The organism is Kitasatospora sp. YST-16 (assembly GCF_026802215.1).
Classification (GTDB): domain Bacteria; phylum Actinomycetota; class Actinomycetes; order Streptomycetales; family Streptomycetaceae; genus Kitasatospora; species Kitasatospora cineracea.
Genome location: NZ_CP113837.1, coordinates 7467791 through 7492547, shown reverse-complemented (window position 1 = coordinate 7492547; position 24757 = coordinate 7467791). Strand labels below are relative to the sequence as shown.

Annotated in this window: 18 protein-coding genes; 12 read left to right on the top strand and 6 right to left on the bottom strand. The window is 74.1% G+C overall.

What is annotated here, in order from left to right:
• Positions 1-29: 29 nt before the first annotated feature.
• The 3 genes from OU787_RS33670 to OU787_RS33660 form a co-directional block, all read right to left on the bottom strand.
• Positions 30-1844 (bottom strand): hypothetical protein, encoded by a 1815-nt coding sequence (locus tag OU787_RS33670; RefSeq protein ID WP_268661689.1) that lies wholly within the window; start codon positions 1842-1844, stop codon positions 30-32.
• 438 nt (positions 1845-2282) lie between these two features.
• Positions 2283-2414 carry a hypothetical protein gene (locus tag OU787_RS33665; protein ID WP_268661688.1) on the bottom strand — a complete coding sequence of 44 codons (132 nt, stop codon included), beginning with the start codon at positions 2412-2414 and terminating at the stop codon, positions 2283-2285.
• Between the two features lie 49 nt (positions 2415-2463).
• Complete coding sequence (locus OU787_RS33660; protein WP_268661687.1) at positions 2464-2838, bottom strand: VOC family protein; 375 nt, start codon at positions 2836-2838, stop codon at positions 2464-2466.
• Positions 2839-3181: 343 nt separating this feature from the next.
• On the opposite strand from OU787_RS33660, the gene OU787_RS33655 reads away from it, so the two are divergent.
• From OU787_RS33655 to OU787_RS33620, 8 genes are all read left to right on the top strand, one after another.
• A complete protein-coding gene (locus OU787_RS33655; RefSeq protein WP_268661686.1) occupies positions 3182-3922 on the top strand; it encodes a class I SAM-dependent methyltransferase in 741 nt (246 codons plus the stop codon).
• On the top strand, positions 3919-4947 hold the full coding sequence (locus tag OU787_RS33650) for an ankyrin repeat domain-containing protein (RefSeq protein WP_268661685.1): 1029 nt from the start codon (positions 3919-3921) through the stop codon (positions 4945-4947). Before OU787_RS33655 ends, OU787_RS33650 begins: the two co-directional genes overlap by 4 nt.
• Positions 4948-5294: 347 nt before the next feature.
• Positions 5295-6407 carry an ABC transporter substrate-binding protein gene (locus tag OU787_RS33645; protein ID WP_268661684.1) on the top strand — a complete coding sequence of 371 codons (1113 nt, stop codon included), beginning with the start codon at positions 5295-5297 and terminating at the stop codon, positions 6405-6407.
• A 77-nt stretch (positions 6408-6484) separates the two neighbouring features.
• Complete coding sequence (locus tag OU787_RS33640) at positions 6485-8188, top strand: sugar ABC transporter ATP-binding protein (protein WP_442788612.1); 1704 nt, start codon at positions 6485-6487, stop codon at positions 8186-8188.
• Complete coding sequence (locus OU787_RS33635) at positions 8185-9150, top strand: ABC transporter permease (protein ID WP_051816956.1); 966 nt, start codon at positions 8185-8187, stop codon at positions 9148-9150. The genes OU787_RS33640 and OU787_RS33635 overlap by 4 nt, the downstream gene beginning before the upstream one ends.
• Positions 9147-10166 carry an ABC transporter permease gene (locus tag OU787_RS33630; protein WP_081966916.1) on the top strand — a complete coding sequence of 340 codons (1020 nt, stop codon included), beginning with the start codon at positions 9147-9149 and terminating at the stop codon, positions 10164-10166. The genes OU787_RS33635 and OU787_RS33630 overlap by 4 nt, the downstream gene beginning before the upstream one ends.
• Before the next feature lie 143 nt (positions 10167-10309).
• On the top strand, positions 10310-11341 hold the full coding sequence (locus OU787_RS33625) for a LacI family DNA-binding transcriptional regulator (protein ID WP_268661683.1): 1032 nt from the start codon (positions 10310-10312) through the stop codon (positions 11339-11341).
• An 83-nt stretch (positions 11342-11424) separates the two neighbouring features.
• Entirely contained in the window at positions 11425-12522 is a 1098-nt protein-coding gene (locus OU787_RS33620) for an aldose epimerase family protein (RefSeq protein WP_268661682.1), read from the top strand.
• 104 nt (positions 12523-12626) lie between these two features.
• On the opposite strand, the gene OU787_RS33615 is transcribed toward OU787_RS33620, so the two are convergent.
• The gene (locus tag OU787_RS33615; RefSeq protein WP_232794958.1) at positions 12627-13670 is read right to left on the bottom strand and encodes a LacI family DNA-binding transcriptional regulator; all 1044 of its coding nucleotides are present in this window, start codon (positions 13668-13670) and stop codon (positions 12627-12629) included.
• 194 nt (positions 13671-13864) lie between these two features.
• Here OU787_RS33615 and OU787_RS33610 point away from each other — a divergent pair, with 194 nt between their 5' ends.
• Positions 13865-15724 carry an arabinofuranosidase catalytic domain-containing protein gene (locus OU787_RS33610; RefSeq protein WP_268661681.1) on the top strand — a complete coding sequence of 620 codons (1860 nt, stop codon included), beginning with the start codon at positions 13865-13867 and terminating at the stop codon, positions 15722-15724.
• 139 nt (positions 15725-15863) lie between these two features.
• Here the strand turns inward: OU787_RS33610 and OU787_RS33605 are convergent, their stop codons facing one another.
• Entirely contained in the window at positions 15864-16775 is a 912-nt protein-coding gene (locus OU787_RS33605; RefSeq protein ID WP_268661680.1) for a 2-hydroxyacid dehydrogenase, read from the bottom strand.
• A 292-nt stretch (positions 16776-17067) separates the two neighbouring features.
• Here OU787_RS33605 and OU787_RS33600 point away from each other — a divergent pair, with 292 nt between their 5' ends.
• Positions 17068-19557 (top strand): glycoside hydrolase family 9 protein, encoded by a 2490-nt coding sequence (locus tag OU787_RS33600; RefSeq protein ID WP_268661679.1) that lies wholly within the window; start codon positions 17068-17070, stop codon positions 19555-19557.
• A 55-nt stretch (positions 19558-19612) separates the two neighbouring features.
• Here OU787_RS33600 and OU787_RS33595 read toward each other — a convergent pair whose 3' ends face one another.
• The gene (locus OU787_RS33595; protein WP_268661678.1) at positions 19613-20977 is read right to left on the bottom strand and encodes an extracellular catalytic domain type 1 short-chain-length polyhydroxyalkanoate depolymerase; all 1365 of its coding nucleotides are present in this window, start codon (positions 20975-20977) and stop codon (positions 19613-19615) included.
• Positions 20978-21503: 526 nt separating this feature from the next.
• On the opposite strand from OU787_RS33595, the gene OU787_RS33590 reads away from it, so the two are divergent.
• Together OU787_RS33590 and OU787_RS33585 are read left to right on the top strand one after the other, a co-directional pair.
• Positions 21504-22985, top strand: coding sequence for an endo-1,4-beta-xylanase (locus OU787_RS33590; protein WP_442788611.1), 1482 nt, complete (start codon positions 21504-21506; stop codon positions 22983-22985).
• Positions 22986-23267: 282 nt separating this feature from the next.
• Entirely contained in the window at positions 23268-24632 is a 1365-nt protein-coding gene (locus OU787_RS33585) for a non-reducing end alpha-L-arabinofuranosidase family hydrolase (RefSeq protein WP_107066549.1), read from the top strand.
• The last annotated feature ends 125 nt before the right edge of the window (positions 24633-24757 follow it).

The window sequence follows — 24757 nt, the reverse complement described above, 5'->3', positions numbered from 1 at the left end:
AAGGGAATCACCTCACCCGCACCGAGCCGTCAGGCGGTCGGCGCCGACGCCAGGTACCTCGCCTGGTACCAGCGGTTGTCGAAGTCACGGACCGGCACGCTCGTGCCGTTGCCCTCCAGGAACGCGGCGTGCGCCTGGTACAGCCCCTGGAGGACCTTGGCCACGGCGATGGCCGCGCGCAGATCGGCCAGGTCGTAGGGATCGCCGTCCGAGCGCATGAGCCGGAAGTCGTGGACGCCGGGGCGGACCTCCCCGCCCAGGACCAGCGGCAGCGGCACCCGGATCGCGTGACGCACGCCGTTCGCCACGTGGCCCTGGTGGTGGTGCGAAGTCCACTCCGTGATGTCCGGCATGGACGGCGGGTAGAACCAGTCCCGGTCCTCGAACAGCTCCTCGGGCCCGGCCAGGGGAGGCATGAAGTGCCAGCCGTTCCAGCGCATGCGGGCCGCGATGGCGCGCACGACCTGCACCAGGCTCTCCGGATCCGCCGCGAAGCGCCCGACGAAAGCAGGCGCAGGCACCACGCAGCAGTAGTAGTCGCTGGTCTTCCACGATCCGGGGGCCGGATCCCCGGCGGCCAGCAGCCGACCCAGCAGACCCACGTCCTTGGGCCCCCGGGACATGCCGACATGCGACCGGGTGGCCTCCGTCGCAACGGCGACGATCCCGTGCAGCAACTCCTCGAAGCGCGTCGAGAACGCGCCGCTCCCCGTCTCGTGCAGGCGCGGGAACCGGGCGGACCACGCCCTGGCCAGAGAGTCCGGGGCGTCGAGGGAGGACAGCTGCTCCTCGGACAGGTGGTCCAGCAGCAGCCCCCGCACCGCGTCGGGCAGGTCGGCGGCGGACACCGGCCGGTCGAAGGCCCGCTCCTCCTTGTTGATGGTCATGCCCTGGACCACGCGGAACACCGACGAGCCCGCAGCGACGGCGGCCCGGCGGCCTTCCGCGGACAGGTCCGCGAGCAGCCGCAGCCGCTCCACGTCGGGGAGGGTCTCCGCGTCCTGCGGAACGGTCCTGCCGTAGGCGCGGATCCGCCCGCGGACGAACTCCTCCAAGCGCCGCAGCGTCAGCTGGGTACCGCTGAACTCCTCGGTACGGGAGGGAGTCCCGGAGGCGATCAGGACACTCATCAGCACCAGGAAGGCGCAGTCCTCCTCGGCCCAGTCCGAAAGCTCCGTGCGTTCCAGGCCGTTGAGGACACACGCCGGGGAGTCCGCAGCGACGGACTTGCCGACGAGATTGGCCGCCTTGCCCAGGTTCGTGTAGTGGCGATCGCCGATGTGGACCAGCATCGGACCGACGTGGCGCAGCGTGTAGCGAAGCCGCCGGATCAGGTCGAGCGCGCGGGCCTCGCCCTCGGCGACCAACCACTTCCTGAGCACCTGCCGGTCGGCTCCGTCCAGCATCTGCAGGTGGTCGACGTACTCGTCCAGGCCCGCCGGGCGGGCACCGTGCCACTCGATCTCACCCACCAGGGCGGACCCGTCCGCCACCTGCTCCCCGGGTCGCACGACACGGACGCGGCCGGTCGGCACGACGGCGACCAGATCGGCATGACCGGCTTCGGCGCCGACCCGGCGAACCGTGGCCCCCACCGACTCGGCGGCGGCCAGCAGGTGTGCCTCTCCGGCGGTCAACGCCGCCATGCCCAATTCGCGCGGAAAACGGCCCCCGAGTGAGACGGCGTGTTCCACGGTGGCGGCCAGATCGGTTTTGGCCCCCGCCTCTTCAGCGCATTTCCGGAGGAGTTCGGGAAAACGCTCAGTACGCAAAATTGCCACGCTCAAGTCCCCCATGGCGCAGAGGTCCACGTATGCGTGGGCCCTTTGTACGAACAGCGGCATGCAACGCTGAATGCCATAGGAAAGGCGAGGGCAGTGCAGATGAACGCCGTCTTGACATGGCGGAAATGCAAGATGTCCCCCGGTGGTCCGGGAGGTTACCAGAGCGTTTACGAGCGCTGCAACGACGGCCCTTCCACAACTGTGGCGGCCTGTCCGATTCCCTACGGTCTGGACGGATATCCAGGCCCATGCGCACCAATATTCCGCAAAGGGACACCGCCACATTGCCGCAGACCACGCTCGAGGAAGTCGACGACCGCGCCCGTGCGGGCTTCGACGAGAGCTTCACCAACCACGGAGGACAACAGGCCGGGTACCGCCGGGCCGCATCCGGCCGAGGCCGGCAGCATCATCGCCCGCCGATGACCCAACGCGCCGGCGCCACCCCGACACCCGGCCCGCCCGGCCGCCCCGCCGCCCCGTCGACGCCCTCGGCCGCTACTCGGCGAGCGCCGCCCGCCACGTCCAGGACTCCCGGCGCGGGCGGCCCGGCAGCTCGGCGCGGCCGGTGCACCAGAGCAGGACGGGGGCGGGGTCGCCGAACCGCCCGGACCCGCCGGCTCGCGTCAACGGGGCGGCGGGGAGGGGCGGTTCAGCGGTTCGACGTCGGCTCAGCGGCTCACAGGTAGGGCCGGGTGATCAGCTCCAGCCCGTGCCCGGCCGGGTCGAGCACGTAGACGCCGCGGCCGCCGTGCTCGGTGTTGGTCTCGCCGGGGCGCTGCATCTGCGGGTCGGCCCAGTGGTCGATGCCGCGTTCGCGCAGCATGGCGTGGGCGCGGTCGAACAGTTCGTCGTCGACCAGGAAGGCGTAGTGCTGCCGCTGGATCTCCACCGGCGGCTCGGCGAACTGGAGCAGCACGCCGTCGGCGAGCTGCAGGTTGGTGAACGGGCCCCAGGAGGGCGCCTGTTCGGCTTCCAGCAGGTCCTGGTAGAAGCGGGCGGACGCGGCGCGGTCCTTGGAAGCGATGATGGTGTGGTTGAAAGCGGCGGGCATGGTTCGGGTCTGACCTCGTTCCGGATCTGGTCGGCAGGGGGACGTGTACGCGCACTGCTCCGAGGAGGCGGTGGTCCTCGGGCGTGCGAGCGCCCCTGCGACACCCGGGGCGCGATCAGTCGCTCACCGGGTCGCCGATCCGTGCGTGGCCCATGGCCGTTCCGGTGTTCACCCGGACACCGTACGGAACCGCCGCTCCCCCTCGCAAACCCTTTTCCCACCGCCGCCGAACGCCGCCGCCGAACCCCGCCGCCCCGGCCCCACCGCCGCCGAACGCCGTCGCCCCGGACCCCGCCGGAAAACCGGGCGCGGCCGGCGCCCGGTCGGCGCTACCGTCGCGCGGGTGGCCGACGAATGCTTCACGCTGCCCCGGCTGGCGGCGCTCTACGACGCGCTCGACCCGGAGCGCGACGACCTGCTGCCCTACCTGGCCCTGGTCGACGAGCTGGGCGCCTCGCAGGTGCTCGACCTGGGCTGCGGCACCGGGGTGTTCGCCCTGCTGCTGGCGGGGCGCGGCGTGCGCGTGCTGGGGGTGGACCCGGCCGCCGCGTCGATCGGGGTGGCCCGCCGCAAGCCGGGCGCCGAGCGGGTCCGCTGGCTGGTCGGGGACGCGACGGACCTGCCGCCGCTGGGCGTCGACCTGGTCACCATGACGGCCAACGCCGCCCAGGAGATCACCGGTCCGGGCCACTGGCGCGCCACCCTGCGGGGCGTGCGCGACGCGCTGCGCCCCGGCGGCCACCTGGTGTTCGAGACCCGGGTGCCGGCCCGCCGCGCCTGGGAGTCCTGGACCCGGGCGGCCTCCCACCGGGTGAGCGACCTGCCGGGCGTCGGCGCGGTGGAGGACTGGGTCGAACTGCTGGACGTCACCGGCCCGTTGGTGGCGTTCCGCCGGCACTACGTGTTCGCCGCGGACGGGCGGCACCTCACCTCGGACTCCACCCTGCGCTTCCGCGAGCGCGCCGAGGTGGAGGCCGACCTGCGCGCCGCGGGCCTCGAACCGCTCGGGGTCCGGGACGCACCGGACCGCCCGGGCCGGGAGTACGTCTTCCTGGCCCGCCGCCCCGCGGAGCCCACCCCTTGACGCCCGCCGCCGAACCGGACCGCCGGGCACCGGACTTGACGGCGCGGCTGGTCGAGGCGGTGCGCGGCGGGGACGCCGGAGCGGTGGACGCGCTGTGCCGGGCGGGCGCCGACCCGGACGCCGTCGACGGGCACGGCACCCCGGTCCTGTCGCTGGCGGTGCGGGCGTTCGACGACCCGACGGCGCAGGCCCTGGTCGCGGCGTACGCCTCGCCGGACCGCACCGACGCTCTCGGGCGCAGCCCGCTGCACCTCGCGGTCGAACTGGGCTGCTCCGACCTCTTCCGGCTGTTCGCCGGCCACGGCGCCCAGCTCTGGCGCCCGGACGCCGACGGGCGCGACGCCCTGGCGCTGGCCCGGCACTGGCACGGCGTGGACCTGGCCGCCGAGCTCCGGCGCCGCAGCGGTCTCGCCGGGCCGGTCGAGCAGCGCACCGTCCGGTCCGAGGCGGGGGTCTGCGAGCGGCTCTCGCTGGGCGGGCACGCCTTCCTGACCGGGCACGCCGCGCTGCTCACCGGCCTGGAGGGCTCGTACGGCGTCCCCGCGCCCGCCGCGGAGCTGCTGGCCCGCGCGCTGGCCGCGCCCGACCTCGATCACGTGGTGTGGTCCGAGACCACCCGCGCCGTCGCGGAGCGCCGGACCCCCGCGGGACACCACACCGGCTGGGACTTCGCGGCCGCCCTGCGCGACCGGCCCGACCCGCGGGAGCGGTACTTCGGCGCGGAGGTGCTCCGGACGGTCCACTTCTCCACGGAGATCAACGGATACCGGGACGGGGACGCGGACGGGTACCGGAACGAGGACGGGGCCGGGGACGGGGACGACAACCCGTTCGACGCCCCGCTGGTCGACCTCCTCCTGCCCTGGCTGGCCGCCGAGCCCGACCACCGCGTGGTCCTGGCCCTCACCGCCGGTCTGGGCGCGGCCCGGGACGGGCGGGCCGCGGAGCCGCTCCGCGCGCTGACCCGGCATCCCGACCGCCGGGTCCGGATCGCCGCCCGCACCGGCCTGGCGGGTCGCGGGTGAGCCGCCGGTAGGTCACCGATAGGTCGCCGGTAGGCCGCCGCCCTCTCCGCGACAACTGGTGTCCATGCCAAGTTCCTCGTTTCACAACGTTGGAAAGACTGCCCTCGCGACACCAGAGCACCCATCGCCCCCACTGTCCAGCCCTCGCGCAGCGCTGCCTCCACCCCTTTCGGCATCAGCGCAGATCAGCAGCCACACCACGGCATTGACGCTCCGTCAGGTCTCCACGAGTTGACGCGCGACTTCTTGACACTGTCCGGCGGAATGCCCCATCGTCCCTCTACATCGTTGGAAACCGGCGGGTAGCCGGTGACTTCCCCCACGCAGTCAAGGATGTGATCGGGCGTATGAACCCCACCCTGCGCGCCAAGTCCGCCGTCGCCGCACTGCTCGTCGCGGGGCTGTGCGCGTCGGCGTCCGCCTGCACCAACCAGGGTTCCGGCCAGGGCTCCGGGAGCGGAGCCGCGGCGGCGGGCGCGAACAGTGCCGCCGCCCAGCAGGTGGTCTCGCCGTCGGCGAGCGCGAGCGGCCCCGGCTGTACGGCCGACACCTACGGCGCGCCGAAGCTGGACCTGGCCGACGGGAAGACCGTGGTCGGGTTCTCGCAGTCGGAGTCGACCAGCAACCCGTTCCGGGCCGCGGAGACCGCCAGCATCGAGGCGGAGGCGAAGAAGCTCGGCGTGAAGCTGATCGAGCGCAACGCCAACGCCGACGTCAACGCCCAGAACGCGCAGATCCAGGACATGATCGCGCAGGGCGCGCAGGTGCTGATCGTGGCGCCGGAGAACTCGGACGGCCTCGGCCCGGCGCTGGCCGCGGCCAAGGCGAAGAAGATCCCGGTGCTGACCATCGACCGCACGGTGACCGGCACCGCGTGCGGCGACTTCGTCGCCTTCATCGGCTCGGACTTCTACGGGCAGGCGCAGATCGCCGCGGACGACCTGGCCGCCGCGACCGGCGGGCAGGCGCACGTGGCGGTCCTGCAGGGCACGCCCGGCAACAACGTCTCGGCGGACCGCACCAGGGGCTTCACCGACCGGCTCGCCGCCAAGTACCCGAACGTGCAGGTGGTGGCCTCGCAGACGGCGAACTTCGACCAGACCGAGGGCCAGAAGGTGATGGAGCAGCTGCTCCAGGCGCACCCGGACGTCAACGCCGTGTACGCGGAGAACGACGGCATGGCGCTGGGCGCGATCCAGGCGATGCGCTCGGCCGGGAAGACCCCGGGCAAGGACATCCGGATCGTGTCGATCGACGGCATCCGGCAGGCCGTGCAGGGCGTGGTGGACGGGCAGTTGGTCGCGGACATCGAGACCAACCCGCGGTTCGGCCCGCTGGCGTTCCAGTCGCTGAAGGACTTCTACGGGACGGCGGGCGTCCAGCCCAAGGTGATCATCAAGGACGGCCACTTCACCAAGGACAGCGCCCAGCAGGCCCTCGCCCAGGGCCTCGTCTACTGACCCCGCGCGACCCCGCGCGACCCCGCGCGACCCCGCGTGACCTCGCGTGACCTCGCGTGACCCGAACAGGAGGACCCATGCCCGAGGCGGACACCCCACCGACCGCCCCCGCGCCGACACCGACCGCCCCCGTTCCCGCACCCGTTCCCGCACCCCCGCCGGCCGCCCCCGTGCTGACGGCGGCCGGCATCGACAAGGGCTTCGCGGGCGTGCACGCCCTGCGGGGCGTGGACCTGGTGCTGCGGGCCGGCCGGGTGCACGCCCTGGTCGGCGAGAACGGCGCCGGCAAGTCCACCCTGATCAAGGTGCTGACCGGCGTGCACCGCCCGGACGCCGGCCGGATCGAGCTGGCGGGCCGTCAGGTCGCGTTCCGCACACCGCTGGAGGCGCAGCGGGCCGGGATCTCGACGGTGTACCAGGAGGTCAACCTGGTGCCGATGGTGTCGGTGGCCCGCAACCTGTTCCTCGGCCGGGAGCCGCGCCGCCGGGGCCTGCTGGACGTCCGGCGGATGAACCGGGAGGCGGCCGCGCTGCTGGCCCGCTACGGGGTGCGCGCCGAGGTGTCCCGGCCGCTGCGCGAACTGGGCCTGGGCGCGCAGCAGATGGTGGCGCTGGCCCGGGCGGTGCAGCTGGAGGCCCGGGTGGTGGTGATGGACGAGCCGACCTCCTCGCTGGAGCCGCGCGAGGTCGACACCCTGTTCGGGGTGGTCCGGGAGCTGACGGCGCAGGGCATCGCGGTGGTGTACGTCAGCCACCGGCTGGACGAGCTGTACGCGCTCTGCGACGAGGTGACGGTGCTGCGCGACGGCCGGGTGGTGCACGCGGGCGACCTGGCGGGGCTGGGCCGGCGGGAGCTGGTGGCGCTGATGCTGGGCCGGGAGCCGGGCCCGGGCACCCGGGCGCCCGGCACCCGGCGGGCCGGGGCGGTGGCAGCCGGTGACGTCCCGGTGCTGCGGGCCGAGGGCCTGACGGTGCGCCACAAGGTCCGCGGGGTGGGTTTCGCGTTGCGCCGGGGCGAGGTGCTGGGGCTGGGCGGCCTGCTCGGGTCGGGGCGCAGCGAGACCGCGAAGGCGGTGGTGGGCGCGCTGGGCGCGGACGCCGGTCGGGTGGAGGTGGCGGGGCGGGTGCTGGCGCGGCGCAGTCCGGCGGCGGCGGTCCGGGCGGGGGTGGTGCTGCTGCCGGAGGACCGGAAGGCGGAGGGGATCGTGCCGGGCCTGTCGGTGCGGGAGAACATCGTGCTGGCGGCGCTGCCCCGGCTGTCCCGGGCGGGTCTGGTGTCGCGGGCCCGGCAGGACCGGATCGTGGAGACCTTCATGACCCGGCTGCGGATCAAGGCCGCGAGCCCGGAGCAGAAGGTGTCGGACCTGTCGGGCGGCAACCAGCAGAAGGTGCTGCTGGCGCGCTGGCTCTGCCTGGGCCCGAAGGTGCTGCTGCTGGACGAGCCGACCCGGGGCATCGACGTCGGCGCCCGGGCCGAGGTGCAGGCGCTGATCGACGAACTGGCGGCGGAGGGCCTGGGCGTGCTGCTGATCTCCTCGGACGCCGAGGAGCTGATCGCGGGCGCGGACCGGGTGCTGGTGCTGAAGGACGGCGCGGTGGTGGAGGAGCTGACCGGCGCCTCGGTCAGCGCGGACGGCCTGCTGGCCGCGCTGGCCCACGAGCCGGACGATCCGGATGATCCGGACGAGCCGGACGAGCCGGACGGACCTGACGGACCTGACGGAGCGCCGGGCGGCGTGTCGGTGGAGGAAGTCGACGACGTGGAGGGAGGCCCCCGGTGAGCGCCCTGACCCTGGCGGGTGCGGTGCGCGGGCGCGGGCCCGCGCTGAGTCTGCTGCGGCGCTACGGCGTGTACGCGGCGCTGGCCGTGCTGTTCGTGGTGGCGGCGGTGCTGGACGGCGGGTTCCTGTCGGCCGGGAACGTCCGCATCCAGCTGTTCCAGGTCGCGCCGACGCTGCTGGTGGCGCTCGGGATGGCGCTGGTGATCGGCACCGAGGGGATCGACCTGTCGGTGGGCGCGGTGATCGCGCTGGCCGCGGCGGTGGTCCCGCTGTACATCGGCTGGGGGCTGCCGGTGGCGCTGCTGGTGGCGGTGGCGCTGGGCGCGGTGAGCGGGCTGGCGGGCGGCGCGATGGTGGCGTTCACCCGGGTGCAGCCGATCGTGGCGACGCTGGCGCTGATGATCGGGGTGCGGGGCGTGGCCTCGCTGGTCAACGGGGCGTCGGCGAAGCCGGTGACGGATCCGGCGCTGCTGCGGCTGGGCGCGGAGGCGTTCGCGGGCGTCCCGTGGACGGCCTGGCTGGCGGCGGGGTGCGTGGCGCTGACCGCGGTGCTGGTCCACCGGACCACGTTCGGGCGGCAGTTGGTCGCGGTCGGCGACAACCGGCGGGCGGCCCGGCTGGCGGGGCTGCCGGTGCGGCGGGTGCTGCTGACGGTGTACCTGCTGTCGGGGGTGCTGGCGGCGGTGGCCGGGGTGCTGATCGTCGGCCACGGCGCGGAGGCCGACCCGGCCAACCAGGGCCGCAACGTCGAACTGGACGCGATCACCGCGGTGGTGGTCGGCGGGACGCCGCTGGCGGGCGGCAGCGTGCGGGTGCTCGGCACCGTGGCGGGGGCGCTGTTCATGCAGCTGACCACCGCGGTGCTGACCCAGCACGACGTGCACAGCTCCATCACCAAGATCGTCGAAGCGGCCGTCATCTGCCTGGCCGTGTACGCCTCCCGGGAGCGTGGTACCCGATGAGCCCGACCCTTCCCTCCGCCGCCGGGGCGGGCCCGCTGGCCCGCCGCCGCCGGCTCACCGCGGAGACCCCCGCCGAGCGGCTGGCCGGGCGGATCCGCCGGCACGGCGCGCTCACCGTGCTCGTCCTGCTGGTGCTGGGCGCGGCGGTGTTCTCGCCCGGCTTCGCCGGCGCCGACAACCTGGGCGCGATCCTCGGCAACAACGCCTTCGGCTGGCTGCTGGCGCTCGGCCTGACCTTCGTGATCCTCACCGGCGGCATCGACCTGTCGGTGGGGTCGATGTACGCGCTCGGCGGGGTGCTGGCCGCCTGGGCGGCCCAGCACCACGGCACCTGGGCGGCCGTGCTGCTGCCGCTCGCGGTGGGCGCGGCCTGGGGCTGCGCGCACGGCCTGCTGGTGTCCCGGGCCGGTCTGGCCCCGTTCATCGTGACGCTGGCGGGCCTGCTCGGGGCGCGCGGCCTGCTGCAGCTGATCACCGCCGAGGGCACCGAGACGTACCTGGTGCCGCGCGGTTCGGCGTTCCGGGCGCTGGGCGAGGGGACGTGGACGCCGGTGCTGATCGCCGCCGCCCTGTTCGGCCTGGGCGCGCTACTGCTGACCAGGACGAAGTTCGGGGCGGCGACCACCGCGATCGGCGGCAACGAGCCCGCGGCCCGGCTGATGGGCCTGCCGGTGGCCCGCACCAAGACGCTGGTGTACGTGCTGTCCGCGACGCTGGCCAGCGCGGCCGGGGCACTGGGCAGCGCCCGGCTGGGCTCGGGCGTCACCACGGTGGGCGTCGGCTACGAGCTGACCGCGATCGCCTCGGTGGCGATCGGCGGCACCCTGCTGACCGGCGGCAGCGGCTCGGTCGGCGGCACCGTCGCGGGCGTGCTGCTGCTGTCGGTGATCCACAACCTGATCGACCGTTCGGCCTCGCAGTACGGCTCGGCCGTCACCGACACCGTGAACGGCGCCTTCCTGGCCGTGGTGGTGCTGGCCCAGGCGCTGCTCGACCGCGGGCGCCGCGACGAATGAGCGGCCACGGGGAGCGGGGAGGCGCCGGAACGCGCGGCAGCGGGCCGGTCGGGACCGAGCCGGTCGGGGCCGGGCCGGTCGGGACCGGACCGGTCGGGACCGGACCGGTCGGGGCAGGTCCGGGAGAGCGAGGGGGCGGGGACGTGGGCGTGAGCCTCAAGGACGTCGCGGTGCGGGCCGGAGTGTCCGTCAAGACCGTCTCCAACGTGGTCAACGACTACCCGCACGTCAGCCCGGCCACCCGGGAGCGGGTCCGGCGGGCGGTCGACGAGCTCGGCTACCGGCCCAACCCGACGGCCCGCCGGCTGCGCACCGGCCGCAGCGGCATCATCGCGCTGGCCGTGCCGGAGCTCGGCAACCCGTACTTCGCGGACCTCGCCACGGCGGTGATCGACGCGGCCGCGCACCACGGCCGCACCGTCCTGCTCGACCACACCGCCGGGCTGCGCGCCGAGGAGGCCCTGGTCTCGCAGGGCTTCCGCAGCCACCTGATCGAGGGACTGATCCTCAGTCCGATCCGGCTGGAGGCCGAGGACCTGCTGCGCCGCCCGGCCCGGCCGCCGCTGGTGCTGCTCGGCGAGCGCGAGTACGACGCCCCGTTCGACCACATCGCCATCGACAACGTGGCCGCCGCCCGGCTCGCCGTCCGCCACCTGATCGGCCTGGGGCGGCGCCGGATCGCCTTCGTCGGCGCCCGCCGGGACAGCCGCCGACAGCCCGCCCACCTGCGGCTGCGCGGCTGGCGGGAGGAGATCCTGGCCGCCGGCGGCACCCCCCGGGAGGAGCTGGTGGCGGCCACCGACGGCTACGACCGGCTGGACGGCGCGGTGGCGATGACCCGCCTGCTCGACCTGCCGGAGCCGCCCGACGCCGTCTTCGCCTACAACGACCTGGTCGCCCTCGGGGCGCTGCGGGTGCTGGCCGAACGGGGCGTCCGGGTCCCCGAGGAGGTCGCCGTGGTGGGCTTCGACGACATCGAGGAGGGCGCCTACGGCGCCGTCACCCTGACCAGCGTCGCCCCCGACAAGGCCGCGATCGCCCGGCTCGCCGTGGACTGCCTGGTCGCCCGGATCGAAGCCGCCCCCGACCGGCCCCCGGCCCGGCCCCGCCGCATCCTGCCCGGCCACGCCCTGGTGGTGCGCGAGTCCACCGTCGGCCGCACCGCGCACCGCTGACGCCCCGTCACCCGCCCGCCGGAACCCCGCAGCTCCCCGCCGGAACCCCGCCGACCCCCCCCGCCGACCCCCGAGGACCCCCGTTGCCGCTCCCGTCCGTCCACCGCGCCCCGTCCGTCCACCGCAGCCCGTTCGGCGTCCTGCCCGACGGCACCCCCGTCGACCGCTGGACCCTCGACGCCGGGACCGGCGTCCGCGCCGAGGTGCTCGACCTGGGCGGCATCCTGCACCGGCTGGAGGTGCCCGACCCGGACGGCCGTCCCGCCTCGGTGGTGCTCGGCCACCCCGACCCGGCCGGGTACGCCGCCGACACCGCCTACCTGGGCGCGCTGATCGGCCGCTACGCCAACCGGATCGCGCACGGCGGCTTCCGGCTCGACGGCCGGGTCCACCGGGTGCCCGCCGCCGACCGCGGCCACGCCCTGCACGGCGGCCCGGACGGCTTCCACCGCCGCCACTGGCGGGCCACCGCCCGACCGGGCCCGGACGCCGCCGCGCTCCGCCTCGACCTGGACAGCCCGCACGGCGACATGGGCTTCCCCGGCCGCCTGCGCGTCACCGCCGTCTACACCCTCGACCGGCACGGCACCCTGCGCCTGGACTGGACCGCCCGCGCCGACCGCCCCACCCCCGTCAACCTCACCCAGCACGCCTACTTCCGGCTGTCCGGACCGGGCGGCGGCAGCGTGCTCGCCCACCGCCTCGCCGTGGACGCCGACGCCTACCTGCCCGTCGACCCGACCGCCGTCCCGCTGCCCGGCCCGCCCGCGCCGACCGCCGGCACCCCCTTCGACCTGCGCGAACCGCACCCGATCGGCGAACGGCTGGCCCTCCCGCACCCCCAGTTGCGGGCCGCCGGCGGCTACGACCACTGCTGGGTGCTCACCCCGCCGCCCGCCCCCGGCGCGCTGCGCCGGGCCGCCCGCCTGGACGACCCGGCCGGCGGCCGCCGGATGGAGGTCTGGACCACCGAGCCCGGCCTGCAGGTGTACACCGGCAACGGCCTGGACGGCCGCCCGCACCCGCGCCACGCCGGGATCTGCCTGGAGACCCAGCACTTCCCCGACTCCCCCAACCGCCCCGACTACCCGGACACCGTGCTGCACCCCGGCACCGTCCGCCGCAGCACCACCGAGTTCCGCTTCCCCCACCTGCCCGCCCCGCCGGGGGCCCCGGCATGAGCGGCCACCGGCCCCCGGCGACCCGCCCCGCCGGAGCACCCGACGCGAGCGCCGGAGCGCCCGACGTGAGCGGCGGGGCGGGCCGGGGCCGCGGGGGCTCCCGCTCAGCGGGCGACGGTGCTGCTCTCCCGGACCACCACCCGGAAGCCCGGCGTGATCCGCCGGCCCGGGCCGGTGTAGCGCTGTTCGATCCGCTCCTCCAGGCAGCGGACGGCGAGTTCGGCGATCAGCCGCTTGTCGGGGGCGACGGTGGTCAGCGAGGGGATCGCGTACGCCGCCTCCTCGACGTCGTCGAAGCCGACGATCGCCAGGTCCTGCGGCACCCGCAGCCCGGCCTCGTGGGCGGCCCGCAGCGCGCCCAGCGCGAGCAGGTCGTTGAAGCAGAACACCGCGTCGGGCCGCTGCGGCAGGCGCAGCAGCCGGCGCATCGCCGAGGCGCCGTCGGGCCGGAAGTAGGCGCGAACGGGCGGCAGCAGGTCCTGGTCGACCGTCAGGCCGGCGCCGGTCAGCGCCTCCCGGTAGCCGGCCAGGCGCTGTTCGGCGGTGGCCCGGGGCGCGGGCTGCTGCCAGCCGATCGCGGCGATCCGCCGGTAGCCCTCGTCGATCAGGTGACGGGTCACCTCGCGGGCGCCGGCCACGTTGTCGATGTGCACCCGGTCGGCGACCGGGCCGAGGTCGGCCTCGCCGAGCAGGACCAGCGGGATCTCCCGGGAGCGGGCCAGCAGGGCGGCCCGGTCCAGGCCGAGCGGGCTGAGGATGACGCCGTCGATCATCGGTCCGCCGAGGCCGGAGGCGATCCGGAGTTCGGCGGCCGGGTCGCCGCCGGTGTCGTCCATCAGCACGGTGATGCCGACCCGGCGGGCGGCCGCGATCACTTCGACGGCGAGTTCGGCGAAGTAGGGGGACGGCAGTTCGGGGAAGGCCAGCGCGATGACGCCGCTGCGTCCGGTGCGCAGCCGGCGGGCCGTCAGGTTGGGCTGGTAGCCGAGCCGGTCGATGGCCTGCTGGACCCGCTGCCGGGTCGGTTCCGCGACGGGGGTGGTGCCGTTCACCACGTTCGAGACGGTCTTGACGGAGACTCCGGCCAGTTCGGCCACGTCTTTCAGGCGCGGCGCCGCGGCGCCGGTCCCGTTGTTCGGCACGGACAAGACCGCACCCCCTCCTCCCGCCGGCCGGGCGCGAGGGAGCGGGGCCGGCACCACCACGACGCCGCTGTTTCAACGTGAGAATACAAGGTCGCCGATGATCCGCCAGCCTTTCCCCGCCCGCGGCCGGTCGCCGCCCCGGGTCCCGTTCCGCGTCCCGGTACCGCCCCTGCACCCCCACCCCGAAGGAGCGCACCTTGTCCCGTCGATTCCCGCTGCCCGCCGGGCAGTTGTGGCGCACCGCCAGGTCGGCCGCGGCCGCCCTGGCGCTGCTGGTCGCCGCGCTGATCGGCCTGCCCGGCACCGGCCACGCGGCCGGTTCGCTGCCGTGCGACCTGTACGCGTCCGGCGGCACGCCCTGCGTAGCCGCGCACAGCACCACCCGGGCCCTGTTCGCCGCCTACGACGGCCCGCTGTACCGGGTGACCCGGGCCTCCGACGGCGCGTCCGCCGACATCGGCCTGCTCGCGGCGGGCGGCTACGCCGACGCCCAGGCCCAGGACCGGTTCTGCAACGGCAGCACCTGCCGGATCACCCGGATCTACGACCAGACCTCCCGGCACAACGACCTCACCCCGGGCCCGGCCGGTACCTCCGGCATGGGTGACGACCGCGGCGCGGACGCCTCGGAGATCGCCGTCACCGCGGGCGGCCACAAGGTCTACGGCGTGTGGATCTCGCCGGGCGTCGGCTACCGCTACACCGGCGTCGCCTCGGGCGTGGCCGTCAACGGGCAGCCAGAGGGCGTCTACATGGTCGCCTCCGGCACCCACGTGGGCGCGGACTGCTGCTTCGACTACGGCAACGCCGAGTCCACCCCCGCCGACACCGGCAACGGCCACATGGACGCCGTCTCCATCGCCACCACCTGCTACTTCCCGCCGTGCAGCGGCAGCGGTCCGTGGATCGAGGCCGACCTGGAGAACGGCATGTTCCAGGGCGACAACGGCTCCAACACCGCCAACCTCGGCAACAACAGCCCGTTCGTCACCGCCGTGCTGAAGAACAACGGCCAGACCACCTACGCCCTCAAGGGCGGCAACGCCCAGTCCGGCGGACTCACCACCTGGTGGAACGGCGCGCTGCCCAGCCGCTCCGGCTACCGGCCGATGAAGCAGGAGGGCGGCATCATCCTGGGCATCGGCGGCGACAACTCCAACTGGAACCGCGGCACCTTCTTCGAGGGCGCCATGGTCGCCGGCTACCCGGGCGACGCCACCGAGAACGCCGTCCAGTCCAACGTCACCTCCGTCGGCTACGGCGGCCGCACCGACCTGCCCAACGGCCCGCAGGGCACGGTCACCGGCCCGGGCGGGCAGTGCGTGGACGTCGCCGCCGACGACACCGGCGTGAACGGCGCGGCCGCCCAGCTGTGGAACTGCCAGTCCTACGCCGAGGACCAGCACTGGACGCACAACGTCGACGGCTCCCTCACCACCCTGGGCCGCTGCCTGGACGCCACCGGCAACGGCACCGCCAACGGCACGCCCCTGCAACTCTGGGACTGCAACGGCGGCGGCGCCCAGAAGTGGACCCAGCAGGCCGACGGCTCACTGCTCAACCCGCAGTCCGGCCGCTGCCTGGACGACCCCAGCGGCAACACCGCCAACGGCACCCGCCTGCAACTGTGGGACTGCAACGGCGCCGCCGCACAGAAGTTCGCCGTCAACGGCGGCGGCCCCGTCGCCGCCCCGGGCGGGCAGTGCGTGGACGTCGCCGCCGACGACACCGGCGTGAACGGCAGCGCCGTCCAACTGTGGAACTGCCAGTCCTACGCGGTCGACCAGCACTGGACGCACGCCGCGGACAGCTCGCTGCACACCCTGGGCCGCTGCCTGGACGCCACCGGCAACGGCACCGCCAACGGCACGCCCCTGCAACTCTGGGACTGCAACGGCGGCGGCGCCCAGAAGTGGACCCAGCAGGCCGACGGCTCGCTGCTCAACCCGCAGTCCGGCCGCTGCCTGGACGACCCCAACGGCAACACCGCCAACGGCACCCGCCTGCAACTGTGGGACTGCAACGGGAGCGCGGCGCAGAAGTTCGCCCTGCGCTGACCACTGACCACTGACCACTGACCACTGACCACTGACCACTGACCGCCGACCGCCGACCGCCGACCGCTGACCGCTGACCGCCGCAGCCGGTCCCCGCTCCCGGGGGCCGGCTCCGGCCAGAGCCATGCCGGTCGCCGGGTCAGTGCCCGGACGCGAGCGGCTCGCCGTTCTCGAACCGCCGGACCTGCTCCCGCAGGACCCGCTTGGCCCGCGGCAGGAAGGCGCTGCTGGGGCCGCCGACGTGCGGGGTGATCAGCACCCCGGGGGCGTGCCAGAGCGGGTGGTCGGCGGGCAGCGGCTCCGGGTCGGTGACGTCGAGCGCCGCCCGCAGGCGCTGCGCGGAGAGCTCCGCCAGGAGCGCCCCGGTGTCGACGACCGGCCCCCGCGCGACGTTGACCAGCAGCGCGCCGTCTTTCATCCGGGCCAGGAACCCGGCGTCGACCAGGTGGCGGCTCTCCGGGGTGAGCGGCGTCAGCAGCACCACCACGTCCGCGGACGGCAGCAGTCCGGCCAGTTCCTCCACCCCGTGCACCCGCTCCTGCGGGCGGGCCCGGCGCGCGACCCGGACCACCTCGCACTCGAAGGGCTCCAGGCGTGCGGCCAGCGCCCGGCCGATCGAGCCGTACCCGAGGATGAGCACCGTCCGGTCGGCGAGGGACTGGTGGAACTCGGTGCTCCAACGTCCCTGGTCCTGGAGCCTGGTGAAGTGCGGGACGCCCCGCAGCGAGGCGAGGATCAGCGTCACGGCGAGCTCGGCGGTGCTGGCGTCGTGGAGTCCGCGCGCGTTGCACGCCACCACCCCGGCCGGCACGTGCGGCAGGACGTCGTCCATCCCGGCCGTGAGCGTCTGGACCGCCTTCAGCGACGGCAGCCGCGGGATCACCGGCAGTGCGACGGCGTGCCGCAGGTAGGGCAGGCAGAAGAACTCCACCTCCCGCAGCGCCTCGTCCGACGGCACCGGCCCGTCCCCGTCCCACACCAGGGCGTCAAGACCGGCGGGCAGGCCGCCGATCGCTTCGGGGGCGTACGGGAGGAGGTAGCGAGCGCTCATGCTCCGACCTTAGCCGCCGCGGCCCGTGCTCCCCGCCGGTGCGGGTGGCCGGGAGTCGCGCCAGGTGGGCGGCCCCGATCGCCCCCGACCGCCCGCCGGTCCGCCGCCCCTGCGGCCCCGTCCGCCCCGCCTTCCTCTGAGTGGCCGTCAACTCGTGTCCGTTTACCACCTCTTGACGCGCGCACCGCTCTGCTGGCTTCATTGGGGCGAGTGGGAGCGCTCCCACTTCCGTGGGCCCCCACCCCTGCTCCCCCTCCCTGCACCTCTCCCCCACACAGGAAGGCCCCCACCCGTGCCTCCGATCCCCTCCGGCCGCGGGCTGTCCCGGCGCGCGGCCGCCGTACTGACCGGCCTCGCGCTGGCCGCCGGCGGCGTCACCGCACTCGCCCCGGCCACCGCCGGCGCCGCCACCACCAACTCGGCCGCCGTCGGTGCGCCCGCCGACTTCCCCGTCCGGGTCAACCAGCTCGGCTACCTGCCCGACGGTCCCAAGCGGGCCACCGTGGTCAGCTCGGCGACCGCCCCGCTCGCCTGGCAGCTGCGCGACTCCTCCGGCGCGCAGGTCGCGTCCGGCACCACCACCGTGCACGGCGCCGACCAGGCGTCCGGCCAGTCCACCCACCTGGTGGACTTCGGCGCGTACACCGGCACCGGCAGCGGCTTCACGCTGGTCGTCGGCGGCCTGGCCAGCCACCCGTTCGACATCTCGGCCGCGCTGTACGACGGGCTGCGCGCCGACAGCCTGAACTTCTTCTACCAGCAGCGCAGCGGCATCGCGATCGACGCGAACCTCGCCGGCGGCAGCGCGTACGCCCGCCCCGCCGGGCACCTGGGGGTGGCGCCGAACAAGGGCGACACCAGCGTGCCCTGCCAGGCCGGGGTGTGCGACTACAAGCTGGACGTGCGCGGCGGCTGGTACGACGCCGGCGACCAGGGCAAGTACGTGGTCAACGGCGGCATCGCCACCTGGGAGCTGGTCAACTCCTTCGAGCGGGCCCGCCGTTCGGGCGGCGACGCGGCGCTCGGCGACTCCACGCTGCGGGTGCCCGAGCGCGGCAACGGGGTGCCGGACGTGCTGGACGAGGCCCGCTGGGAGCTGGAGTTCCTGCTGCGGATGCAGGTGCCGGACGGCAAGCCGATGGCCGGGATGGCCTTCCACAAGATCCACGACGCGCAGTGGACCGCCCTGCCGACCCGCCCCGAACTCGACGACCAGCAGCGCGAGTTGCACAAGCCGTCGACCGCCGCCACGCTCAACCTGGCCGCCACCGCCGCCCAGTGCGCCCGGGTCTACGCGCCGTACGACGCCGCCTTCGCCGCCCGCTGCCTGGACGCGGCCCGCCGCGCCTGGAGCGCCGCCAAGGCCAACCCGAACGTGCTCGCCCCGGCCACCGACAGCACCGGCGGCGGCGCCTACGAGGACGCCGACGTCTCCGACGAGTTCTACTGGGCGGCGGCCGAACTCCTCGCCACCACCGGCGAGTCCCAGTACCGGGACGCGGTCACCTCCTCCCCGCTGCACACCAAGCCGGTGGACGCCTTCTGGTGGGGCGGCACCGCGACGCTCGGCCGGATCACCCTGGCCACCACTCCCGGCATCGCCCTGCCCGCCGACGACGTGACCCGGCTGCGCGGCCTGCTGACCGGCGCCGCCGACGGCTACCTGTCCACCATGAACGGCCAGGGCTACGCGGTGCCGCTGGCCCCCGACGGCTACGTGTGGGGCTCCAACAGCTCGGTCGCCAACAACGCGATGGTGCTGGGCGTCGCCTACGACCTGACCGGCGCCGCCCGCTACCGCACCGGCGCGCTGGAGACGATGGACTACCTGCTGGGCCGCAACGCCCTGGACCGCTCCTACGTGAGCGGCTACGGCGAGCGCGCCTCGGAGAACGAGCACCACCGCTTCTGGGCGCACCAGAACGACGCCTCGCTCCCGCACCCGCCGGCCGGCTCCTTCGCGGGCGGCCCCGACTCCGGCCTCCAGGACCCGGTCGCCGAGGCCCAGTTGGTCGGCTGCGCCCCGGCGGCCTGCTACGTGGACGACATCGGCTCGTACTCGACCAACGAGGTGGCGATCAACTGGAACGCCTCGCTGGCCTGGCTGGCGGCGTTCGCCGCCGAGCGGCACGCGGCCCCGGCGACGCCCGCCGTGCAGGTGGCCCCGGCGGCGGTGACCGTTCCCGAGGGCGGCTCCGCGACGGTCGCGGTCAAGCTCTCGGCCGCGCCCGCCCAGGACGTGACGGTGACGGTCACCCGCACCTCGGGCGACACCGACCTGTCGGCCGCCACCTCCTCGCTGGTCTTCACCCCGGCCAACTGGGCCACCGCGCAGCAGGTCACGCTGACGGCGGCGCAGGACGCGGACGCGCTGGCGGGCAGCGCGGTCTTCACGGTCGGCGGCCCGGGCGTCCAGTCGGCGGTCTTCACGGCCACCGAGGCCGACGACGACACCGCGCCGCCCGCGGCGTCCTGCGCGGTGGCGTACAAGGTGGACAGCTCCTGGGGCAACGGGTTCACCGCGGCGGTGACGGTGAAGAACACCGGCGCCTCGGCCGTCTCCGGCTGGACGCTCGGCTGGAGCTTCGGCGGTGACCAGCGGATCAGCAACGCGTGGAACGCGACGGTCTCCCAGAGCGGCAGCACCGTGACCGCCCGGGACGCCGGGTGGAACGGCGCCCTGGCCCCCGGTGCGAGCGCGAGCTTCGGCTTCCAGGCCACGTACTCCGGCACCAACGCGACCCCGGCCCGGTTCACCGTGAACGGCGCCGACTGCGCCTGAGCACCGGCCCGGCCGGCGGCCCCTCGCGGGGGCCGCCGGCCGGGGTGTCACACCGTCAGCCCAGCTTCCACTGCTGGTTGCTGCCGCCGCTGCACGACCACAGCTGGACGGGCGTGCCGTCGGCGGTGCCGAGCCCGGCCACGTCCAGGCAGAGCCCCGACTGGACGCCGGTGACCGTGCCGTTGGAGTTGACCTGCCACTGCTGGTTGGGCTGGCCGTTGCAGGACCAGACGATCGCCTTGGTGCCGTTGGCGGTGCCCTTGGCCTCGGCGTCCAGGCACAGCGTGGTGCCGCCGACGGTCACGGTCAGCTGGTTGGCGGCGGTGCGGGTCCAGGTCTGGTTCGCGGCGCCGTTGCAGCCGGCGATCTGCTGCTGGGTGCCCGCCGCGGTGCCCGGGTCGGCCAGGCACTTGCCCGCGCCGACCGCGCGCAGCGCGCCGGTGCCGCTGCCGCTGCCGCTGCCGCTGCCGCTGCCGGAGGGAGCGGTGTCCAGGCCCATGAAGTGGATCGCGTTGGCGGCCATCCCGGCGCCCTGGACCGGCAGTTGGTGCCCGGCGCCGGAGATGCTGTACGCCTCGACCTGGGTGCCCGCGGCGTTGTTGTAGCGGGTGCGGGTCCAGCCGGAGGCGGGGGTGTCGGTGGCCGACGGCGTCTGGCTCACGCCGAGGACGTCGGTCCACTGCTTGATCTCTTCGCCGAGGTTGTTGTAGTTGAGGATGGTGTCGGCGGTGCCGTGCCAGAGCTGCACGCGCGGGCGCGGGCCGGTGTAGCCGGGGTGGGCGCCCCGCGCCAGGTTGCCCCACTGCTGCGGGGTCATCGAGACCTGGCCCTGCGCGCAGGGCGCGTTCCAGCCGCGCACCGTGCCGGTGTAGAAGCAGTGCTGGGGCACGCCCATGAACGCCGCGCCGGCCTTGAACACGTCGGGGTAGTCGGCGAGCATCACGTTGGTCATCATGCCGCCGGAGGACTCGCCGGTGACGTACACGGCGTTGGCGTTGCCGCCGTAGTGCTGCTCGGTGTAGGTGATCATCGACATCAGGCCGACCGGGTCGCTGCCGCCGCCCCGGGTCAGCGCCTGGTCGGAGGAGACGTCCCAGCAGCTGCCGCTCGGGTTGGTCGACGGGTAGACGACCAGGAAGCCGTACTGGTCGGCCAGTTGGCCGAAGTCGGTGCTGGAGTACAGGTAGGGGCCGCTGCCCTGGCAGCCGTGCAGGGCGAGCAGGATCGGCGGGTTGGGCTTGACCGAGGCCGGCACGTACAGGTCCATGAGCAGACCGGTCGGGTTGGTGCCGAAATCGGCGATCCGGGTCAGTGAGGCCGCGGCGGCGCGGGGCGCCGTCTGCAGGGTGAGGCCGAGAGCGAGGGCGAGCACGGCGAGGACGCCGACCAGCCTGGACGCGAACGAGTGGGTTCGGGACATGGGCGCTCCGTCGGGAGTGCCAACAGCACGAGGAGGGTCCGGCGCCACCACGGATGGACGCCGATGCTACCCGCCGCACGCCCCCGCTGTCGCCGACCGCCCGGCCGGCGACGGGGGGCGACCGCGCCGCGGCACCCCTGCCACCTGGGGTTCCGTCGGGCGGCGGCGCCCGACGCCCGTCGTGAAAGTTGCAGGCCGGACGGCTCCCGGGGCGGGACCGGGCCGCCGGGAGGGGCGGGCACCGGCTTCGGGCGGCCGCTGCGCGGAGTATTGACAACCCGTGGCGCCTGATACAGATTTCACCTGGCAACCGCGGAGAAGCGCTCCCCCCTGCAATGATGATTGTTAGCGCTAACAGCATGATCGAGGGCCCGGCGCCCACCTCCCCTCGACCGCTTCTCCCGTCCCACGTGCCCCGCCGGTCAGGAACGACCCGGCGGGGCACTCGCCCGCACGACCGCCGGCTCGAGGTACCTGGCCTCCCCGGCGCGCACTCTCCTCCCCCACCCAAGGAGAACGATCCGTCATGCCACGGCTCAACGGGAAGACCCCGCTCCGCAAGCTCCTGACCCCGGCCGCCTGCACGGCGGTCGGCCTGGTGGCGGTCCTCACCGCCGGCCCCGCCGCCCAGGCCGCCGGGGCGAGCACGCTCGGCGCCGCAGCGGCGGGCAGCAACCGCTACTTCGGCACCGCGGTCGCCTCGAGCCGCCTCGGCGACTCGACGTACAGCACCATCCTCGACCGGGAATTCAACATGATCACCCCGGAGAACGAGATGAAGTGGGACACGGTCGAACCGTCCCGGGGCTCGTTCAACTTCGGCCCCGGCGACTCGATCGTCAACCACGCCACCGCGCACGGCCAGCGGATGCGCGGCCACACCCTGGTCTGGCACAACCAGCTGCCCGGCTGGGTCAGCTCGATCGGCGACGCGAACACGCTGCGCAGCGTGATGGACAACCACATCACCCAGGAGATGTCCCACTACAAGGGCAAGATCTACGCCTGGGACGTGGTCAACGAGGCGTTCGCCGACAACGGCACCGGCCAGCACCGCAGTTCGGTGTTCCAGAACGTGCTGGGCAACGGCTTCATCGAGGAGGCGTTCCGCACCGCACGGGGCGTCGACCCCGCGGCCAAGCTCTGCTACAACGACTACAGCATCGAGGACTGGTCGTCCGCCAAGACGCAGGGCGTCTACGCCATGGTGAAGGACTTCAAGTCCCGCGGCGTGCCGATCGACTGCGTCGGCTTCCAGAGCCACTTCGGCAGCGGCGGCGCCCCCGCGAGCTTCCGCACCACGCTGGCCAACTTCGCCGCGCTCGGCGTCGACGTCCAGCTCACCGAGCTCGACATCGCCCAGGCGTCGGCCACCGCGTACGCGAACGCCGTCCAGGCCTGCCTCGACACCGCCCGCTGCACCGGCGTCACGGTCTGGGGCATCCGCGACAGCGACTCCTGGCGCACCGGCGAGAACCCGCTGCTGTTCGACAACAACGGCAACAAGAAGGCCGCCTACACCTCGGTGCTCAACGCCCTGAACAGCGCCGGCGGCGGCACCGGGACCCCGAGCGGCGGCATCGTCTCCGGCACCGCGTACACGCTCACCGACGTGGCGGCCGGGCGCGTCCTGGACGAGCCCGCCGGGCAGAACGGCAACGGCACCCAGCTCCAGGTCTGGGACGCCAACGGCACCGCCGCCAACCAGCAGTGGCGGGCCACCCTCAACGGCGACGGCAGCTACACGCTGACCAACCTCGCCAGCGGCAAGGCGCTGGACGAGCCCGGCGGCCAGACCGGCAACGGGACGCGGCTGCAGGTCTGGGACGCCAACAACGGCGCCAACCAGCACTGGCGAGCCGCCCTCAACGGCGACGGCTCCTACACCCTGGTCAACGTCGCCAGCGGCCGCGCGCTGGAGATCCCGGGCGGCCAGACCGGCAACGGCGCGCCCGTCCAGATCTGGGACTCCAACGGCGGCGCCAACCAGCACTGGACCTTCAAGTGAGCCGCGCCGCCCAGCCGAACCGCTGACCCGCCGAACCACTGAGCCGAACCGCCCACCCCTGAACCGAGCCGCGCCCGCCTCCGGTCCCCGGACCGGGCGCGGTTCCCTCCGGCGGCCGGCCGTGAGCTCCCGCGAACGCGACTGTTAGCGCTCACAGCCCGGCCGCACCCCCCACTCACCCCCCCACCCCGAGGAGATTCCGTGCACAGCCGAAATCCCAGCCGCAGGCAGCTGTCCGTGCTGCTCACCGCGGTGGTCGCGGCCGTGGCAGCACTGGCGGCGATGCTCGTCGCCGGCCCCGCCGCCCAGGCCGCGACCACCGGCGCCCTGAAGAGCGTCTCCTCCGGCCGCTGCCTCGACGTGTCGGGCGGCAGCCAGACCGACGGCGCGCTGCTGCAGATCTACGACTGCTGGAACGGCACCAACCAGCAGTGGACGCTGACCTCCGCCAACGAGCTGACCGTCTACGGCAACAAGTGCCTGGACGTCCCCAACCACGCGACCGCCGCCGGCACCCGGGTGCAGATCTGGGCCTGCAGCGGCGGCACCAACCAGCAGTGGCGGGTGAACGCCGACGGCAGCGTCACCGGCGTCGAGTCCGGCCTGTGCCTGGACGTCACCGGCGGCGCCACCGCCAACGGCACCGCCGTGGAGCTGTGGACCTGCAACGGCCGCAGCAACCAGCAGTGGACCGGCCTGACCGCGGGCACCCCGACCACGCCCCCGCCGTCCTCCGGCACCAGCTGCCCGCTCCCGTCGACCTACCGGTGGAGCTCCACCGGCGCCCTGGCGCAGCCCGCCAACGGCTGGGCCGCGCTGAAGGACTTCACCGACGTCGTCTACAACGGCAAGCACCTGGTCTACGGCTCGAACGTGAACGGCTCCTCGTACGGCTCGATGGCGTTCGCGCCGTTCACCAACTGGTCCGACATGGCCTCGGCCGCCCAGACCGGGATGGGCCAGGCCGCGGTGGCGCCGACGCTGTTCTACTTCGCGCCGAAGAACATCTGGGTGCTGGCCTACCAGTGGGGCGCGTGGCCGTTCATCTACCGCACCTCCAGCGACCCGACCAACCCCAACGGCTGGTCCGCGCCGCAGGCGCTGTTCACCGGCAGCCTCCCGGGCGGCGCCGCCCCGATCGACCAGACGCTGATCGGCGACGACCAGAACATGTACCTGTTCTTCGCCGGTGACAACGGGAGCATCTACCGGGCGAGCATGCCGATCGGCAACTTCCCCGGCAACTTCGGCTCCTCCTACACCACGGTGATGACCGACACGGTCAAGAACCTGTTCGAGGCCCCGCAGGTCTACAAGGTCAAGGGCCAGAACCAGTACCTGATGATCGTCGAGGCCCGGGGCGCCACGGAGCAGCGCTACTTCCGCTCCTTCACCGCCACCAGCCTGAGCGGTTCGTGGACCCCGCAGGCCGCCACCGAGGCCAACCCGTTCGCGGGCAAGGCCAACAGCGGCGCGAGCTGGACCAACGACATCAGCCACGGCGACCTGGTCCGCAACAACCCCGACCAGACCATGACCATCGACCCCTGCAACCTCCAGCTCCTCTACCAGGGAAAGTCCCCGACCGCGAGCGGCCCCTACGACCAACTCCCCTGGCGCCCGGGCGTCCTGACCCTCCAGCACTGACCCGTCCCGCCCCGCACGCACCGGCCCCCGGCTGTCCATGGCGGTTTCTAGGGGCTCTTCCACGTGCGGGGCGGGATCAGTCGCGCGGGGCGAGATGGAGGATGATGTACTCGTACGCCTGGGAG